At 62.8% G+C, this 17,326-nt stretch carries 18 protein-coding genes; 8 read left to right on the top strand and 10 right to left on the bottom strand.

Annotation, left to right across the window (positions count from 1 at the left end; all coding sequences use genetic code 11):
* Window positions 1-2: 2 nt before the first annotated feature.
* From spoT to BM059_RS15175, 4 genes are all read right to left on the bottom strand, one after another.
* Entirely contained in the window at window positions 3-2,114 is a 2,112-nt protein-coding gene (gene spoT / locus BM059_RS15190) for a bifunctional GTP diphosphokinase/guanosine-3',5'-bis pyrophosphate 3'-pyrophosphohydrolase (protein WP_074939647.1), read from the bottom strand.
* Window positions 2,115-2,177: 63 nt separating this feature from the next.
* The gene (gene rpoZ, locus BM059_RS15185) at window positions 2,178-2,441 is read right to left on the bottom strand and encodes a DNA-directed RNA polymerase subunit omega (RefSeq protein WP_036998775.1); all 264 of its coding nucleotides are present in this window, start codon (window positions 2,439-2,441) and stop codon (window positions 2,178-2,180) included.
* A gap of 150 nt (window positions 2,442-2,591) precedes the next feature.
* Window positions 2,592-3,209, bottom strand: a complete 618-nt coding sequence (gene gmk / locus BM059_RS15180; protein ID WP_074939646.1) for a guanylate kinase — start codon at window positions 3,207-3,209, stop codon at window positions 2,592-2,594.
* A 147-nt stretch (window positions 3,210-3,356) separates the two neighbouring features.
* On the bottom strand, window positions 3,357-4,220 hold the full coding sequence (locus BM059_RS15175) for a YicC/YloC family endoribonuclease (protein WP_036998779.1): 864 nt from the start codon (window positions 4,218-4,220) through the stop codon (window positions 3,357-3,359).
* 139 nt (window positions 4,221-4,359) lie between these two features.
* Between BM059_RS15175 and rph the strand changes: the two genes are divergently transcribed.
* Genes rph through BM059_RS15160 form a run of 3 tightly spaced genes read left to right on the top strand, consistent with a single transcriptional unit; the run spans window position 4,360 to window position 6,224 of the window.
* Window positions 4,360-5,079 (top strand): ribonuclease PH, encoded by a 720-nt coding sequence (rph, locus tag BM059_RS15170; protein WP_074939644.1) that lies wholly within the window; start codon window positions 4,360-4,362, stop codon window positions 5,077-5,079.
* 29 nt (window positions 5,080-5,108) lie between these two features.
* Window positions 5,109-5,480 carry a DUF4870 domain-containing protein gene (locus BM059_RS15165; RefSeq protein WP_074939643.1) on the top strand — a complete coding sequence of 124 codons (372 nt, stop codon included), beginning with the start codon at window positions 5,109-5,111 and terminating at the stop codon, window positions 5,478-5,480.
* 57 nt (window positions 5,481-5,537) lie between these two features.
* The gene (locus BM059_RS15160) at window positions 5,538-6,224 is read left to right on the top strand and encodes a tetratricopeptide repeat protein (RefSeq protein ID WP_244154413.1); all 687 of its coding nucleotides are present in this window, start codon (window positions 5,538-5,540) and stop codon (window positions 6,222-6,224) included.
* Between the two features lie 43 nt (window positions 6,225-6,267).
* Here the strand turns inward: BM059_RS15160 and BM059_RS15155 are convergent, their stop codons facing one another.
* Entirely contained in the window at window positions 6,268-7,047 is a 780-nt protein-coding gene (locus BM059_RS15155; protein ID WP_061238319.1) for an exodeoxyribonuclease III, read from the bottom strand.
* A gap of 80 nt (window positions 7,048-7,127) precedes the next feature.
* Here BM059_RS15155 and pyrE point away from each other — a divergent pair, with 80 nt between their 5' ends.
* On the top strand, window positions 7,128-7,769 hold the full coding sequence (gene pyrE, locus BM059_RS15150) for an orotate phosphoribosyltransferase (RefSeq protein WP_074939639.1): 642 nt from the start codon (window positions 7,128-7,130) through the stop codon (window positions 7,767-7,769).
* 20 nt (window positions 7,770-7,789) lie between these two features.
* Window positions 7,790-8,398: a DUF4124 domain-containing protein gene (locus BM059_RS15145; protein WP_074939637.1), complete on the top strand. Its 609-nt coding sequence runs from the start codon at window positions 7,790-7,792 to the stop codon at window positions 8,396-8,398.
* A 376-nt stretch (window positions 8,399-8,774) separates the two neighbouring features.
* On the opposite strand, the gene argB is transcribed toward BM059_RS15145, so the two are convergent.
* The 4 genes from argB to coaBC all read right to left on the bottom strand — a co-directional run bounded on the left by argB (window position 8,775) and on the right by coaBC (window position 14,000).
* Window positions 8,775-9,680, bottom strand: coding sequence for an acetylglutamate kinase (gene argB / locus BM059_RS15140; protein WP_074939636.1), 906 nt, complete (start codon window positions 9,678-9,680; stop codon window positions 8,775-8,777).
* A 26-nt stretch (window positions 9,681-9,706) separates the two neighbouring features.
* The gene (gene algC, locus BM059_RS25510) at window positions 9,707-11,101 is read right to left on the bottom strand and encodes a phosphomannomutase/phosphoglucomutase (protein ID WP_208606108.1); all 1,395 of its coding nucleotides are present in this window, start codon (window positions 11,099-11,101) and stop codon (window positions 9,707-9,709) included.
* Between the two features lie 1,232 nt (window positions 11,102-12,333).
* Complete coding sequence (gene dut / locus BM059_RS15130) at window positions 12,334-12,789, bottom strand: dUTP diphosphatase (protein WP_036998798.1); 456 nt, start codon at window positions 12,787-12,789, stop codon at window positions 12,334-12,336.
* A 2-nt stretch (window positions 12,790-12,791) separates the two neighbouring features.
* Entirely contained in the window at window positions 12,792-14,000 is a 1,209-nt protein-coding gene (coaBC, locus tag BM059_RS15125; protein ID WP_074939633.1) for a bifunctional phosphopantothenoylcysteine decarboxylase/phosphopantothenate--cysteine ligase CoaBC, read from the bottom strand.
* Window positions 14,001-14,140: 140 nt separating this feature from the next.
* On the opposite strand from coaBC, the gene radC reads away from it, so the two are divergent.
* Window positions 14,141-14,815 (top strand): RadC family protein, encoded by a 675-nt coding sequence (gene radC / locus BM059_RS15120; protein ID WP_036998803.1) that lies wholly within the window; start codon window positions 14,141-14,143, stop codon window positions 14,813-14,815.
* A gap of 116 nt (window positions 14,816-14,931) precedes the next feature.
* Here the strand turns inward: radC and BM059_RS15115 are convergent, their stop codons facing one another.
* The gene (locus BM059_RS15115; protein WP_074939631.1) at window positions 14,932-16,509 is read right to left on the bottom strand and encodes an ABC transporter substrate-binding protein; all 1,578 of its coding nucleotides are present in this window, start codon (window positions 16,507-16,509) and stop codon (window positions 14,932-14,934) included.
* Between the two features lie 344 nt (window positions 16,510-16,853).
* Between BM059_RS15115 and rpmB the strand changes: the two genes are divergently transcribed.
* Window positions 16,854-17,090: a 50S ribosomal protein L28 gene (gene rpmB / locus BM059_RS15110; protein WP_003242523.1), complete on the top strand. Its 237-nt coding sequence runs from the start codon at window positions 16,854-16,856 to the stop codon at window positions 17,088-17,090.
* Window positions 17,091-17,100: 10 nt separating this feature from the next.
* On the top strand, window positions 17,101-17,256 hold the full coding sequence (rpmG, locus tag BM059_RS15105) for a 50S ribosomal protein L33 (protein ID WP_003464575.1): 156 nt from the start codon (window positions 17,101-17,103) through the stop codon (window positions 17,254-17,256).
* Window positions 17,257-17,326: the final 70 nt, after the last annotated feature.

Here is a 17,326-nt window from a genome sequence, read left to right as displayed (position 1 = left end):
TGTCAGGCGCGTACTCGGGTGATACGCATCACGCCCTTGAGTGCGCGCAGTTTCTTGATCACGCGGGCCAGGTGCACGCGGTCATGCACGCTGACCACCAGCTGCACCACGCTGATGCGGCCGTCGCGTTCGTCCATGCTGATCTTCTCGATGTTGCCATCGGCGGCATTGACGCTGCTGGCCAGCAAGGCGATCAGGCCGCGCTGGTGCTCCAGCTCGACGCGCAGTTCGACGTTGAATTCGCCGGTGACGTCCTTGGCCCAATTGAGCTGGATGCATTTTTCCGGGTTGTGGCGGATGTCGACGATGTTCCGGCAGTTCTCCATGTGCACCACCATGCCCTTGCCAGCGGACAGATAGCCGACGATGGGGTCGCCCGGAATCGGTGTACAGCACTTGGCGTAGCTCATCACCAGGCCTTCGGTGCCGCGAATCGCCAACGGACCTTCGCTGCTCGGCAAGGTGTCGTCGCCACTTTCGGCGACCAGGCGGCGTGCTACGACGTAGGCCATGCGATTGCCCAGTCCGATGTCTTCGAGCAGGTCTTCGATGACCTCCTGACGGTATTCGCCAAGTACGGCCTGGACGCGTTCGGGAGCGATCTTCTCCAGGTTCGTGTCGAAGCTGGCCAGTACCTTGTTCAACAGCCGTTCGCCAAGGCTGATGGATTCGGAACGACGTTGCTGCTTGAGGGCGTGACGGATGTGCGTGCGCGCCTTGCCGGTGACCACGAAGTTGAGCCAGGCCGGATTGGGCCGGGCGCCCGGTGCGGTGACGATTTCCACCGTCGAGCCGCTTTCCAGGGCCTGCGACAGCGGCGCCAGGCGGCGGTTGATGCGGCAGGCGATGCAGGTGTTGCCGACGTCGGTATGCACCGCGTAGGCGAAGTCGACCGCGGTGGAGCCTTTCGGCAGCTCCATGATGCGGCCCTTGGGCGTGAACACGTAGACCTCGTCCGGGAACAGGTCGATCTTCACGCTCTCGATGAATTCCAGCGAGTTGCCGGCGCGTTGCTGCAGCTCCAGCACGCCCTTGACCCATTGGCGTGCGCGGGCGTGGTTGCCCTTGGGCGCTTCGTCCTCGTTGGACTTGTACAGCCAGTGCGCGGCGATGCCGTTGTTGGCCATCTCTTCCATCTCGCGGGTGCGGATCTGGATCTCGATGGGCACGCCGTGCATGCCGAACAACGTGGTGTGCAGCGACTGGTAACCGTTGGCCTTGGGAATCGCGATGTAATCCTTGAAGCGTCCGGGCAGCGGCTTGTACAGGTTGTGCACGGCGCCGAGCACGCGGTAGCAGGTGTCGACTTTGTCGACGATGATGCGGAAGGCGTAGACGTCCATGATCTCGTTGAACGCCTTACGCTTGCCGCGCATCTTCTGGTAGATGCTGTAGAGGTGCTTCTCGCGGCCGATCACTTCGCCTTCCATGCCCTCGTGCTGCAGGCACACCTGAATCGACTCTTCGATCTTGGCGACGATTTCCTTGCGGTTGCCCCGAGCGCGGCGCACGGCGGCGCGGATGCGCTCGGAGCGCATCGGGTGCATGGCCTTGAAGCCCAGGTCTTCGAACTCCACGCGCATGTTGTGCATGCCCAGCCGGTTGGCGATGGGGGCGTAGATTTCCAGGGTTTCCTTGGCGATGCGCCGGCTTTTCTCGTGCGGCATGGCATCGAGGGTGCGCATGTTGTGCAGGCGGTCGGCGAGCTTGACCAGAATCACGCGGATGTCGCGGGCCATGGCCATGGCCATCTTCTGGAAGTTCTCAGCCTGCGCCTCGGCCTTGGTCTCGAAGTTCATCTGGGTCAGTTTGCTGACCCCGTCGACCAGTTCGGCCACGGTTTCGCCGAACTGCGCGTTGAGCGCTTCCTTGGCGATGCCGGTGTCTTCGATGACGTCGTGCAGCATGGCGGCCATCAGGCTCTGATGATCCATGTGCATGTCGGCGAGGATGCTGGCCACGGCCAGCGGGTGGGTCACGTAGGCTTCGCCACTGCGGCGGCGTTGGCCATCGTGCGCCTGTTCGGCGTAGAAGTAGGCTCGGCGCACCAGGTTGACCTGGTCATTGCCGAGGTAGGCCGAAAGTCGGTCGGCGAGAGCGTCTATGCCAGCCATGGGGTATTCCCCTCAGGGCTGGCTTGGCTACACGCCGCGCAACTTCGACCCGGCATCATCGACTTACAGAGGCTCGTTGGCCTCTTCCTCGAAGGCAGCGAACAGCGGCTCTTCTTCGACGATGTCTTCCTGGGCGATCACTTCATAGTCCACCAGGCCAGCGGCGATTTCGCGCAGGGCCACTACGGTGGGCTTGTCGTTTTCCCAAGCCACTTTCGGCTCTTTGCCGCCGGTGGCCAGCTGGCGCGAACGTTTGGTCGCGAGCATGACCAGTTCGAAGCGGTTATCAACGTTGTCCAGGCAATCTTCGACGGTAACGCGAGCCATGGTGTTCCTCGTAACGTGTGCGGATAAGCTTGGCCCGAGCGGGCGAGCGGACTGGATAGTGTAAAGCAGCTTCAAGCTCCAGGCTACAAGCAGGAGCCAATTCGGCCTTGCTTTTACTGGCAGCTTGTGGCTTGAAGCCTGCAGCTGCTCTTAGGCCAGCAGTTCGCTGAGCAGGCCGGCATGGCGCTGTTGTTGCTGCGTTTGCGCCAGCTGGTTGCTGCGGAAGATCGCCTTCAGGTCGCTCAGGGCGTGGTTGAAGTCGTCGTTGATCACCAGGTAGTCATACTCGACGTAGTGGCTCATCTCGCTGACTGCCTCGCGCATGCGTCGTTCGATGATCTCGCCGCTGTCCTGGCCGCGGTTGGTCAGGCGGTGGCGCAGGGCTTCCTGGGTTGGCGGTAGGATGAAGATGGATTTGGCCTGCGGCATCAGCTTGCGCACCTGTTGCGCGCCTTGCCAGTCGATCTCCAGGATCAGGTCGAAACCCTCGCTCAGGGTCTGCTCGACCCACTTCTGCGAGGTGCCGTAGAAGTTGTCGAAGACCTGCGCATGCTCGAGAAACTCGCTGCGTTCGATCATGGCATTGAACTGCGCGTGGTCGACGAAGTGGTAGTTGACCCCGTCCTGCTCGCCCGGACGCATGGCGCGGGTGGTGTGCGAGACCGAGACGCGAATCTGTGCGCCGCTGTCGATCAGGGCCGTGACCAGGCTGGTCTTGCCGGCGCCGGAAGGTGCGGAAACGATGTACAGGGTGCCGGTGGTGGCCATTAGAGCTTCCTGAGCAAATCTTGGTGGTCTTGAAAATGTAGCGAGCGACGGCTGGACAGGGCGAAATCAGGTCAGGGAGTGGAGTTTACGACTGTAAATGAGCATTTCGAACCTGATTTATACGCGCTATAGCCTAGCGCAGCCGTTTCACTCGATATTCTGAACCTGCTCGCGCATCTGCTCGATCAGGACTTTCAAATTGACGGCCGCTTGCGTGCTGCGCGTGTCGAACGCCTTGGAGCCGAGGGTGTTGGCTTCGCGGTTGAGTTCCTGCATCAGGAAGTCCAGGCGCCGACCGGCCGCGCCGCCGGCCTTGAGCACGCGACGTACTTCGCTGACGTGGGTGCTGAGGCGATCCAGTTCTTCGGCCACGTCGCTCTTCTGCGCGAGCAGCACCAGCTCCTGCTCCAGGCGTTGCGGATCGAGCTCGGCCTGCATCTCGGCGAAGCGGGTTTCGATCTTCTGGCGCTGGCCGGCGAGCATCTGTGGCACCAGTTCGCGCAGGGAGGCGACTTCGTCGAGGATGCTGTCGAGGCGATCATTGAGCAGCTTGGCCAACTCGGCGCCTTCACGGGCACGGCCGGCCTTGAGTTCGCCCAGCGCCTGGTCGAACAGTTTCAGCGCAGCGGCGTTGAGCGCCTGCGGATCGGCCGAGTCGGCGACCAGCACGCCGGGCCAGGCCAGCACTTCCAGCGGGTTGAGTGGCGCTGGCTGCTGAATCAGCGCAGCGACCTGCTCGGCGGCGGTGATCAGTTGGCGCGCGCGCTCGCTATCGACCTGCAGCTGTTTGCCGGCGCTTTCTTCGGCGAAGCGCAGGGTGCATTCCACCTTGCCGCGCGACAGCCCTTGGCGCAGTGCTTCACGCACGGCGCCTTCGAGGTCGCGGAAGGCTTCCGGTAGGCGCAGGTGCGGCTCCAGGTAGCGATGGTTGACCGAGCGCAGTTCCCAGCTCAGGGTGCCGTGAGCAGTTGCCTGCTCGTTGCGGGCAAAGGCCGTCATGCTGTGAACCATGGGATACCTCGTGGACGTCGACTCGAAAAACGCAGGATTGTAGCGCAGTGAATCGACCCTACCCAATTCGGCATGTCGCCGCAGCCGCCCCGCCCCTATAATGCGCACTGTTTTCACTTAATGAAGTAGGTATCGCTCGATGAAACGTCCCAGTGGCCGCGCCGCCGATCAGTTGCGCTCGATTCGCATTACCCGCAACTACACCAAGCACGCCGAGGGCTCGGTACTGGTGGAGTTCGGCGATACCAAGGTGATCTGCACCGTCAGCGTCGAGTCGGGCGTGCCGCGTTTCCTCAAGGGGCAGGGCCAGGGCTGGTTGACCGCCGAGTACGGCATGCTGCCGCGTGCCACCGGCGAGCGTAACCAGCGTGAGGCCAGCCGCGGCAAGCAGGGCGGCCGCACCCTGGAAATCCAGCGTCTGATCGGTCGCTCGCTGCGCGCGGCGCTGGATATGACCAAGCTGGGCGAGAACACCTTGTACGTCGATTGCGATGTGATCCAGGCTGACGGCGGTACCCGTACCGCCTCCATCACCGGTGCCATGGTGGCGCTGATCGATGCGCTAAAAGTGCTGAAGAAACGTGGCGCTCTGAAAGGCGAGCCGCTCAAGCAAATGATCGCTGCCGTTTCGGTCGGCATCTATAAGGGCGAGCCGGTGCTGGATCTGGATTACCTGGAGGACTCCGCCGCCGAGACCGACCTCAACGTGGTGATGACCAATGCCGGCGGCTTCATCGAAGTGCAGGGCACTGCCGAAGGTGCTCCGTTCCAGCCTGAAGAGTTCAACGCCATGCTGGCGCTGGCGCAGAAGGGCATGAACGAGCTCTTTGAGCTGCAGAAGGCCGCTCTGGTCGACTGAGATCTTCAACCGAGCAAGGAGCACCAAGCATGAACGACGATATGCAAAACCCGGTTCCGACGCCCAGTCAGGAAGCGCGTCAGTGGGCGATGTTCTGCCATTTCGCCGCCTTTCTCGGCCTGGTGTTCCCCTTCGGTAATTTGCTCGGCCCGCTGATCGTCTGGCAGATCAAGAAGGATATGGACCCCTTCGTCGATGCGCAGGGTAAGGAAGCGCTGAACTTCCAGATCAGCGTGGCGCTGGCAGCAGTGGTCTGCTTCATCCTGATGGTGGTGGTGATCGGTTTCCCGCTGCTGATGCTGCTGGGCCTGGCTGCACTGGTGCTGACCATCATCGCCGGCATCAAGGCCAATGAGGGGCAGCCGTATCGCTACCCGTTCAGCTGGCGCCTGATCAAGTAAGTAACCGGGAACGGAATGGGAGGGGTGACCTCTCCATGTCAGGGAAGGACAGGTTTGATGACGGTACGAATGTGGGCGCTGGCGCTGTTGCTGTCAGGTTTGGTCGGTTGCGGCGATGCTGCGCAGGCGTTGACCGAGCAGGCGAAACTGCAGGCACTGAGGCTCGAGGCATCGCAGTTGCATGACACGGGGCAATCGCGTCAGGCCATTGCCAAGTTCGAAGAGGTGGTGAAGAGCGCGGTTGCGACGGATATGGAGCGGGCCCATGCGCTTCGCTTCATCTCGCTGGGTTACTACGAGATGGGTGACTACCCGCGCTCAGGCGAATATGCGGCCAAGGCTGCAGCCTACTATCCACAAGGCTCTTACGATTACCTGGTGAACATGGCTGACGCCGACCTCATGCAGGGCAGGGTGGCGGAAGCCGCTGCCAAGCTGGAGCAGGCACATGCTCTGGCACCCCGAGGTCTGGCGGCTAACAACGTGCTAGGGCTGCTTTATCTGGGCGACAACGGTGAGCAGTATGCCGACTACCCCAAGGCGCTCGCCTATAATCGGGCTGCTTTCGAGATCGAACCGGGGCGTATCACTGAGATCGCGCTGGTGCGCAACTACCTGGCACTGCAAGAGTATGAGCAGGCGCATGCTCATCTGCTCGATCTGAGCCAGCGCTATGCCGATGACGCTTATATCCGCAACCTGCTGGGGCAGGCCGAGAGTGGATTGAAGTCGCATCGCGAGTGACAACAAAAAGCCGGCGATAAGCCGGCTTTTTCGTACCTGTCGATCAGATGCTGAGAATCCAGTCGTAATCGACGATCAGCGGCGCATGTTGGGAGAAGCGCGGCTGACGTGGCAGGCGTGCGCTGCGCACACTACGGCGCATACCTGGCGTAAGCAGTTGGTAGTCGAAGCGATAACCCAGGTTGAGCATTTCCGCCTGCTCGTTATCCGGCCACCAGCTGAACTGGTCACCTTCACGGCTAACTTCACGCAGTGCGTCGACATAACCCATGTTGCCGACCACCTCATCCATCCAGGCGCGCTCGGGTGCCAGGAAGCCGGGTGATTGCTGGCAGTCACGCCAGTTCTTCACGTCCATCTTCTGGTGTGCCACGTGCAGCGAGCCGCAGTAGATGTACTCGCGACGCTTGCGCCGTTGCTTGTCCAGGTAATGGGTGAAATCGTCCATGAACTTGAATTTCTGATTCAAGCTCTCGTCGCCGTCCCGCCCGCTGGGCAGGAGCAGGGTGGCAATACTTACCTTGTCGAAATCTGCCTGCAGGTAGCGCCCGTAGCGATCGGCCATCTCGAAGCCGAGGCCGCTGATCACCGCCTTGGGTTGCAATCGCGAGTAGAGCGCCACGCCACCTTGGCTGGGCACTTCACCGTCACATGCATAGAGGAAATAACCATCCAGCTGGAAGGCTTGGTCGTCCATTTCAAAGGCGGAGGCACGGGTGTCTTGCAGGCAGATCACGTCGGCATTCTGGGCTTGCAGCCAGCTGAGCAGACCTCGCTCGGCCGCAGCCTGAATACCATTCACGTTCACACTGATGATCCGCATAAATGGCCCCCAAAAACACATGCATGTATGATACCCGAGCTCACCTCAATTAGCTAAATCCGTGCCGTCCGGGACTTTTCATGCAAGCGTACCAGCGCGATTTCATTCGTTTTGCCATCGAGCGCGGGGTTCTGCGTTTCGGCCAGTTCACCCTCAAGTCCGGGCGCACCAGCCCCTATTTCTTCAACGCCGGTTTGTTCGACAGCGGCTTGGCGCTGGCTCAGCTGGGGCGTTTCTACGCGGCGGCGGTCGTCGATAGCGGCATCGATTTCGATGTGCTGTTCGGCCCCGCCTACAAAGGTATTCCATTGGCGGCGACCACTGCTGTGGCGCTGGCCGAGCATCATCAGCGCGATCTGCCCTGGTGCTTCAACCGCAAGGAAGCCAAGGATCATGGCGAAGGCGGCACGCTGGTCGGTGCGCCGCTCAAGGGCCGCGTACTGATCGTCGATGACGTGATCACTGCCGGTACCGCCATCCGCGAAGTGATGCAGATCATCCTGGGGCAGGGTGCTCAGGCTGCCGGCACGTTGATTGCGCTGAACCGTCAGGAGCGTGGTCAGGGCGAGCTGTCTGCCATCCAGGAAGTCGAGCGCGACTTCGGCATGCCGGTAGTGAGCATCGTGTCACTGGAGCAGGTATTGGAATATCTGGCAGGTGATGCTGAACTGAAGCAATATCTCCCGGCTGTCGAAGCCTATCGCGCCGAGTATGGAATCTAGCCCTAGCACAAGGTCCTCCTATGCCTGCACCGCTCCTGACTCGCTGTACGCTGCTCTGTAGCCTGCTGCTGCCGTTATCTGGAGTGGCTGTGGCTGCCGAGCTGTATCGCTACGTCGATAACAAGGGTGTGACAGTGCTCAGTCGCCAGGGTGTGCCGCCCGAGTTCATCGGCAAGGGTTACGAGGTGCTGAACGATCAGGGCCGTGTAGTGCGAGTGATTCCGCCGGCACCGACGCCGGAAGAGTTCGCCCGCATGCAGGCGGACAAGGCCCGTGCTAGCAGCGATGCCCAGCTGCTGCGCCTGTACACCAACCTCGATGATGTTGATCGTGCCCGTGAGCGCAAGCTGGCTGAGCTCGACAGCATCACCAGTGTCGCGCGCGGCAATCTGCAGTCGGTACGCACCCAGCAGGCCAATCTGCAGAGTCAGGCCGCCGACCATGAGCGCGCCGGGCGCCAGGTGCCGGAGCATCTGCTGGCGCAGATCAACAACCTCAAGGAAGAGCAGCAGCGCCTGCTGCGTGATATCGCTCGCTACAAGGAAGCGCGCACCCAGGCCGAGGCAGGTTTCGCCGCTGATCGCGCGCGCCTGGCTGAGCTGTTCGGCGAGCCGCAGAAAAGACCTTAGGTGGCAGTAATTCAGCCTTGCAGCTAGGCCTTCTCGAAACGCTCGATCTTTTCCCTGAGCCACAGCGGTAGCGGTGCGCTGCTGAGTATCGCGCCGTCAGCGTGCACGTAGACGATTTCGCCGCTGGCTAGGCGCGCTAAGCGAAGTGCAGGCTCTAGCGGCCCAGACGCGCGCTACGGGTGTCAATCTGCAGTGTGTCGTCGAAATACGCCGATTCGAGTAGCGTGCGGATGGCCGGGGTAGGGTGCGCTGTGCGCACCGCTGTATTTGCCCAGCCCTCTCCCATCCTGCGGACACCCTCGGCGTTGGCTCCTTCCATGCAGTCGTCTCACGCAAGCGGGAGAGGGTCATCAGAAGGCCGCGTAGCGGCCGTTGTTCAAGGACGTTTGCGGTTGCTGATCATGGTGCCGTTGCCGATGTCGGTAAAGATCTCCAGCAGCACCGCATTGGGCACACGGCCATCGATGATGTGCGAGCTGGTCACGCCACCCTGCACCGCTTCCAGTGCGCATTTGATCTTCGGCAGCATGCCGCCATAGATGGTGCCGTCGGCGATCAGCTCGTTGACCTGCTCGGTGGTCAGGCCGGTGAGCACTTCGCCCTGCTTGTTCATCAGGCCGGCGATATTGGTCAGCAGCATCAGCTTCTCGGCTTTCAGCGCTTCGGCTACCTTGCCAGCTACCAGGTCGGCGTTGATGTTGTAGGACTCGCCGCTCGGGCCAACGCCGATGGGCGCGATCACCGGGATGAAGTCGCCCCTGACCAGCATGTTCAGCAGGTCGGTGTTGACCCCGGTAACCTCGCCGACATGGCCGATGTCGATGATTTCCGGCTGGGTCATTTCCGGCGTCTGGCGGCTGACCGTGAGCTTCTTGGCGCGGATCAGGCAGGCGTCCTTACCAGTCAGGCCGATAGCGCTGCCACCGTGCTGGTTGATCAGGTTGACGATGCTCTTGTTGACCTGGCCGCCGAGCACCATTTCCACCACGTCCATGGTGGCGGTGTCGGTGACGCGCATGCCGTCGATGAAGTGGCTCTCGATGCTCAGGCGCTTGAGCAGATCACCGATCTGCGGGCCGCCGCCGTGCACCACCACCGGGTTGATGCCGACAGCCTTCATCAGCACGATGTCGCGGGCGAAGCCCTGCTTGAGCTCCTCGCTTTCCATGGCGTTGCCGCCGTACTTGATCACCAGGGTCTTGCCGACGAAGCGGCGAATGTAGGGCAGGGCTTCGGACAGTACCTTGGCAACCTGTGCGGCGGCGTCACGCTCGAGGGTCATGCAGGGGGGCTCCTGGAACAAATCGGTCAAAAGGGCAGTTGCAGGTCGGGGACGATCTTGAGCAGTTGCGCGCGGAACACATCCTGGATGCGCTCCAGCTCTTCCTGGGTTTCGGCTTCGAAGCGCAGCACCAGCACCGGCGTGGTGTTGGAGGCGCGGATCAGGCCCCAGCCCTTGGGATAGTCGACGCGTACACCGTCGATGCTGGTGATGTTCGCCTCGCCCCACTGGCCCTCGCGCTGCAGGCGTTCGATCATGCCGAACTTGGTTTGCTCGGTGACCTTGATGTTGATTTCCGGCGTGGAAATGTCGTTGGGGAAGGCGCTGAACACCTGCTCGGCGTTGCGCTTTTCAAGGCTGAGGATTTCCAGCAGACGGGCCGCGCTGTAGATGCCGTCGTCGAAACCGTACCAGCGCTCCTTGAAGAAGATGTGGCCGCTCATTTCGCCAGCCAGCAGGGCACCGGTTTCCTTCATCTTCTTCTTGATCAGCGAGTGGCCGGTCTTCCACATCACCGGGCGACCGCCGTAGCCGCTGATCAGCGGGGTCAGGCGACGGGTGCATTTGACGTCGAAGATGATGTCGGCGCCGGGGTTGCGCGAGACCACGTCCTTGGCGAACAGCATCAGCAGGCGGTCGGGGTAGACGATGTTGCCGGTATTGGTCACCACGCCGACGCGGTCGCCGTCGCCGTCGAAGGCCAGGCCCAGGTCGGCGTTTTCCGCTTTGACGCGGGCGATCAGGTCGACCAGGTTCTCCGGTTTGCCCGGATCCGGGTGGTGGTTGGGGAAGGTGCCATCAACTTCGCAGAACAGTGGAATCACGCTGCAGCCCAGGGCCTCGATCAATTGCGGGGCGATCACGCCGGCCGCGCCATTGCCGCAGTCGACCACTACGCGCAGCGGCTTGGCCAAGGCGATATCGTCACGGATGGTCTTGAAGTAGCGCTGCAGGACGTCGACTTGCTGCACGCTGCCGACACCGCTGGCCAGGTCGTTGTTGTCCAGGCGGGTCTTCAGCGCGAGGATCTGCTCGTTGGCCAGGGTGTCGCCAGCGATGATGATCTTGAAGCCGTTGTAGTCCGGCGGGTTGTGGCTGCCGGTGAGCATCACCGCCGAGCGGCCTTCCAGCACGTTGGCGGCGAAGTACACCACCGGGGTCGGCACCATGCCGATATCGGTGACTTCGCAACCGCAATCGAGCAGGCCTTGCACCAGCTGCTGCAGCAGTTCAGGGCCGGACAGGCGACCGTCACGGCCGACGATGACCTTGGGTTCGCCCTGGGCCAGGCTCTGCGAGCCGATGGCGCGGCCGATCCAGTAGGCGTATTCGGCGGTCAGGGTGTCACCGACCACGCCACGAATGTCGTAGGCGCGGAAAATATCGGCGGGAAGTTTCGGGGCGCTTTGGCTGTTGCTCATTGCGGGGCTCTGCTCCAGTCCCAGGAGATCCTGGTCTTCATCGAGAATGTCGATATCGAGGATATCGGTGTCCTGAAACAGCGGGTCGACCAGCTCGGCCGGTTTGGCTGTCGGCTGAGCGGCGGGGGCCGCGGCTGTTCCTTTAATGGGGGTACTGCTGCCTTCAGGGCTGCTGCGGCGCGGCAGTCGCGCCAGGCTCTGAGCCAGCGCATCGAGCGCCGGCACGCTGAGGCTGAAGGCTTTGACGTTCTTACCGGCGGAGAGTTCTTTGAGCATTTGCCCAAGCTGTTGGGCATCGCCATTGACGCGCCGCTGCAGGGCGCCCTGCACCAGAATCAGGCCGATCAGGGCGCCGCCGAATGCCAGCAGGGCCGCGAGGCCAAGCATCGGCAGGGGAATGCTGCCCTGTGCCAGGCCGGGGCCAAGCGTGAAGCTGATCTTCCAGTAGGGGTTGCCGGTGGAGAAGGTCTGCGCTGCACCTTCGCCAGGCTGGCCGCGCTGCAGCAGGACCTGTGCCGGGGTGTTGGCGAACTGCTGCACCAGCTGCACCTGGCCGTACTCGGCAGGCAGTGCTGGCAAAGCCGCGAGCAGGCGTTGCAGGTCGAAGGCCAGCATCAGCGTGCCCTGGGCCGGTTGGCTGTCGCTGACGCGCAACACCACAGCGTTGTAGGCCAGCCAGCGCTGGCCGACGCGATAGGCTTCGACCGCCGGCTGCTGGCCGCTTTCGGCGCGGCGCAGCATATCCAGGCCGGCAAAGTTCATCGGTGCAGCGCGGGTGGTGTTCTGCACGGCTTCGCCGCGTCGATTGAGGTGAGCATCGATCACCCCATCCCAATAGCCCAGGCGCCGTTCGACCTCGCTGACCTGCAGGTTGTCGCCGCTTTGCAGCGCTTGCAGCAATTCTGGGTTGCGAGCCGCCGCGAGGCTGTCGGCCTGCAGTTGCTTGAGTGCCTGCTGCACCGCGGCGGCCTGGTTGCTGCCGATGGCTTGAGTCAGCTCGGCCTGGCGCGCCTGACTGCCGCTGCTATTGGCGAACCACAGCAGTGCCCCCCCGGCGCCCATGCCGAGCAAGGCAGCCAGCAGGCCGGGTAGCAGTGGGCCCAGCGAGGGTTTGGCGGCCCTGCTCTTGGGCTTGTTCGGCACCAGGCTGGCGGCAGTGTCGGCTTCCTTGGCGCTACGCTTGAAGAGTTTCACGTCGGTGCTCCTCGGCGGGTCGTCCTATTGGGGATGAATCAGTGGCTACCGGAGTGGCCGAAACCGCCCGCGCCACGTTGGCTCTCGTCGAACTGCTCGACCAGTTCGAAATGCGCCTGCACCACCGGCACCAGCACCAGCTGCGCGATGCGCTCGCCAATGGCGATGGTGAACGGCGTCTGGCCGCGGTTCCAGCACGACACCATCAGCTCGCCCTGGTAGTCCGAATCGATCAGGCCGACCAGGTTGCCGAGCACGATGCCGTGTTTGTGGCCGAGGCCAGAGCGCGGCAGGATCATGGCCGCCAGGCCAGGGTCGCCGATGTAGATCGACAGGCCAGTCGGAATCAGCACGGTCTGGCCCGGCTCGAGGACGATTTCCTCCTTGAGCATGGCGCGCAGGTCGAGGCCGGCGGAACCGGGCGTGGCGTATTGCGGCAGCGGGAATTCCTGGCCGAGGCGGGGGTCGAGGATCTTGGCTTGCAGAGCGTGCATGGTCAGTTCTTGTTCAGTCGTTCGGCGATAAGGGTGATCAACTGGCGGGCGATCTTGCCCTTGCTGGTCTGGGCAAAGCTGGTTTGCTGCAGCCCACGGTCGATCACGGTGATGGCGTTCTCTTCACTATTGAAGCCGATGCTGGGGTTGGCCACATCATTGGCGACGATCAGGTCGAGATTCTTGTCGCGCAGCTTGCGCGAGGCGTATTCCAGCAGGTTCTCGGTTTCGGCGGCGAAGCCCACGCTGAACGGGCGATCCTCACGGCCGGCGATGGTGGCGAGGATATCCGGGTTGCGCACCATTTGCAGGAGCATACCCTCGCCGCTGGTGGGGTCTTTCTTCAATTTGTGCTGCGCGATCACTTCCGGGCGATAGTCGGCCACCGCTGCGGCGGCGATCAGCACGTCGCAGGGCATCGCGGCTTCGCAGGCGGCGAGCATGTCGCGGGCGCTGACCACGTCGATACGGCTGACCCGATCCGGCGTTTGCAGGTGCACTGGGCCGCTAACCAGGGTTACGCGTGCACCGGCTTCTGCGGCGGCCTCGGCCAGTGCGAAGCCCATCTTGCCGGAGCTGTGGTTGGTGATGTAACGCACCGGGTCGATGTTTTCCTGGGTCGGACCGGCGGTGATGAGGATGTGCAGGCCATCGAGCGCCTGGCGCTGGAAACAATCGGCGGCCAGCAGGGCCAGGTCGTTGGGCTCGAGCATGCGGCCGAGACCGACATCGCCGCAGGCCTGACTGCCGGAGGCTGGGCCGAACAGACGCATGCCACGATCTTGCAGCAGTTCGAGGTTGGCCTGGGTGGCGGCGTCGCGCCACATGGCCTGGTTCATGGCCGGCGCCAGGGCGACGGGGGCGTCGGTGGCCAGGACCAGGGTGGTCAGCAGGTCGTTGGCTACGCCCTGGGCCAGTCGCGCGATCAGGTCGGCGGTGGCCGGGGCGATGAGGATCAGATCGGCCCAGCGCGCCAGCTCGATATGGCCCATCGCCGCTTCGGCGGCCGGGTCGAGCAGATCGAGATGCACAGGGTGGCCGGAGAGAGCCTGCAGGGTCAGCGGGGTGATGAACTCGCGCCCGCCCTGGGTCATCACCACACGGACTTCGGCGCCCTGATCCTTGAGTCGGCGAACCAGTTCGGCGCTCTTGTAGGCAGCAATACCGCCCCCGACGCCGACGATGATGCGTTTGCGATACAGCCGCTGCATAGGCCTGCCTTTTATATACCGGTGGATGTGCGCCACGTGACCAACGCCTCCCCAGGCCGGCCCCGTGTAAAAAGATGGGCTACGATAGCACAGCGCCCGCAGCGGAACAGCGGGCGCCTGGCTCGACAAGGAGGTGTTCGATGAGCATTCGTGATTGGCCCGCGGCAGAGCGTCCGCGGGAGAAATTGCTGGAACAGGGCGCCGCGTCGCTGACCGACGCCGAGTTGCTGGCGATCTTTCTGCGTACCGGGGTGACCGGCAAGAGTGCGGTGGACCTGGCGCGCTATCTGCTGAGCGAGTTCGGCAGCCTGAGAGCGCTGCTGGAGGCCGATCTGGCTGGCTTCAGTCAGCACCTCGGCCTTGGCCCGGCCAAGTACGCACAACTGCAGGCGGTGCTGGAAATGTCGCGGCGCCATCTGGCCGAGCGCCTGCGCCGCGATTCAGCGCTGGAGAGCCCGCAGGCCGTGCGTGATTACCTCAAGGCGCAACTGCGTCACGAACCGCATGAGGTATTCGGCTGCCTGTTTCTCGATGCCAAGCACCGCGTTCTGGCCTTCGAGGTACTGTTTCGCGGCAGCATCGACAGTGCCAGCGTTTATCCAAGGCAGGTGGTCAAGCGTGCGCTGGCCAACAATGCCGCAGCCGCCATCCTCACCCACAACCACCCATCCGGGGTATCGGAGCCCAGCCAGGCTGACCGTGTGCTGACTCAGCGGCTCAAGGATGCCCTAGCGCTGGTCGAGGTGCGCGTGCTCGATCATTTCATCGTCGGCGATGGCGAGCCGCTATCGATGGCCGAACTCGGCTGGATGTAGCAGGTTCGGGCGTAGGGCGGGTGCAACCCGCCGTTATCGATGCGGCGGGTTGCGCCCGCCCTACGTGTCGTAGCCTGCCATCTGTAGGGTGGGCTTCAGCCCACCATGATGCTGGCTCAGGGTGCCAGCTGCACCGCGGCGAAGTCCTGTCGGCCGAACGGGCTGACCTTGTATCCCTCGACCTTGCTGCTGAGCAACGCGAAGGCGGTGGGGTGGGCCAACGGCAGCCACAGTGCCTGCTCCTGAATGATCTGCTGCGCCTGGTGATAGATACGGCTGCGCTCGGCCTGGTCGCTGCTGGCCTTGCCGTACGCTATCAGCTTGTCCAGCGTTTCGTCGCAGTAGCGCGCGAAGTTGAGGCCGGACTGCACCGACGCGCAGGCGAATTGCGGGGTGAGGAAGTTGTCCGGGTCGCCGTTGTCGCCGGCCCAACCCATGAACAGCAGGTCGTGTTCACCGGCCTTGGCGCGGCGGATCAGCTCGCCCCACTCGATCACGCGGATTTCGGCGTCGATGCCGATCTTGGCCAGGTCCGCCTGCAGCAACTGTGCGCCGAGGCTCGGGTTGGGGTTGAGCAGGCTGCCGCTCGGGCGTGTCCAGATGGTGGTCTTGAAGCCATCTTTCAGGCCTGCTTCGGCCAGCAGGGCGCGGGCCTTGTCCGGGTCATGGGCGTAGCCGGGTAGTTCGTTGGCATAGCTCCAGGTGTTCGGCGGATAGGGGCCGTTGGCCGGCTCGGCGCTGCCTTCGAACACGGCCTTGACGTAGCTGGCCTTGTCGAACGCCAGGTTGATTGCCCGGCGCACCTGCGGCTTGTCCAGCGGCGCATGCTGGCTGTTGATGCCGACAAAGGCGGTCATGAAGGCGGCGGTCTGCGCGCTTTTCAGCTTGGCGTCGCCAGCGATGGCCTGCACGTCCTGCGGCTTCGGCGACAGGGCAATCTGGCATTCGCCGCGGCGCAGCTTCTGCAGGCGCACGTTGCTGTCTGGGGTGATGGCGAAGATCACCCGGTCCACGCCCGGCTTGCCGGCGAAATACTCCGAGTTGGCGCGGTAGCGCACCACGGCATCCTTCTGGAAGCGCTCGAAGATGAACGGGCCGCTGCCCACCGGTGCGCTGTTGAGCTTCTGCGGGGTGCCGGCGGCCATCAGTTTGTCGGCGTATTCGGCGGAATAGATCGAGGCGAAACCCATGCTCAGGGTGGCAAGGAAGGTGGCGTCGCGGCGGTTCAGGGTGATGCGCACGCTGTGCGCATCCGGCGCCTCGACCTTGGCGATCAGGCTCGGCCACTGCATCGACTGGGCATGTGGATAACCGCTGGCGGCGATCTTGTGCCAGGGGTGCTGCTCGTCGAGCATGCGCTGGAAGCTGAACAGCACGTCCTGAGCGTTGAGGTGACGGCTGGGCGTGAAGTCGGCGCTGTGATGAAATGGCACGTCGTCGCGCAGGGTGAAGTCGTAGACTAGGCCGTCGTCGGAGATCGACCAGCTGCGCGCCAGGCTCGGCAGCAGCTTGCCCTGCTCGGCGTCGAACTCCACCAGGCGGTTCATCAGCATGTCGGCCGAGGCATTGGTGGTGGTCAGCGAGTTGTACTGCACCACGTCGAAACCCTCTGGGCTGGCTTCGGTGCAAACGCTGAGTGTGGCGGCCTGGGCCAGGATCGGGGTGCACAGTAGAGCAGCGAGCAGCAGGCGCATATGGAGTCCTCATTCCTGGCGTTGACGGCAAGCTTGCAACCCTAGTCGATTTGTCGGGCGCTGAATACCTGATAAAGGCGACGAGCGGTCAAAACTTGATCAGGCCCCAAGGGCTCGGCTCCCGGCAGGTTTGCGCGCTTGGGCTTGAGTTTTATCCTGCGGTTTTCCTTGTTGCACCCAGGGCTTTCTGGTATAAAGCAGCGCTCTTTTCTAGGGGCTCGGTTCTTGTGCTATCCAGCGCGCCCGGTAAGACCCTCGAGAAACGCGGCGCCGAGCGCCAATGACATTGAGTTTAAGCGGCCAACCCATGCCGGGTTGGGCATGTGGTTTTAGAGGGCTGAGGCATGTCGAGAGTCTGTCAAGTTACCGGTAAGGGTCCGGTAACCGGGAACAACATTTCCCACGCAAACAACAAAACCCGTCGTCGTTTCCTGCCGAACCTGCAGCACCATCGCTTCTGGGTCGAGTCCGAGAAGCGCTTCGTGCGTCTGCGCGTATCTGCCAAAGGCATGCGCGTCATCGACAAGCGTGGCATCGACGTAGTGCTGGCTGAGCTGCGCGCTCGCGGCGAAAAGGTTTAAGGAGAGAGTCATGCGTGAACTGATCCGTTTGGTGTCCAGCGCCGGTACCGGCCACTTCTACACCACCGACAAGAACAAGCGCACCACCCCCGACAAGATCGAAATCAAGAAATTCGATCCGGTCGTACGCAAGCACGTGATGTACAAGGAAGCCAAGATCAAGTAACTGATCGGCTGCCTGACCAAGAAGCCCGCCTTTTCGGCGGGCTTTTTTATGCCCGGCGTTTCTGGTGCTG

Origin of the sequence: Ectopseudomonas composti (assembly GCF_900115475.1) — a bacterium.
GTDB classification, from domain to species: Bacteria; Pseudomonadota; Gammaproteobacteria; order Pseudomonadales; family Pseudomonadaceae; genus Aquipseudomonas; species Aquipseudomonas composti.
Note: the sequence above shows the minus strand (reverse complement) of the source record. Positions and strands in the feature narration are given on the sequence as shown.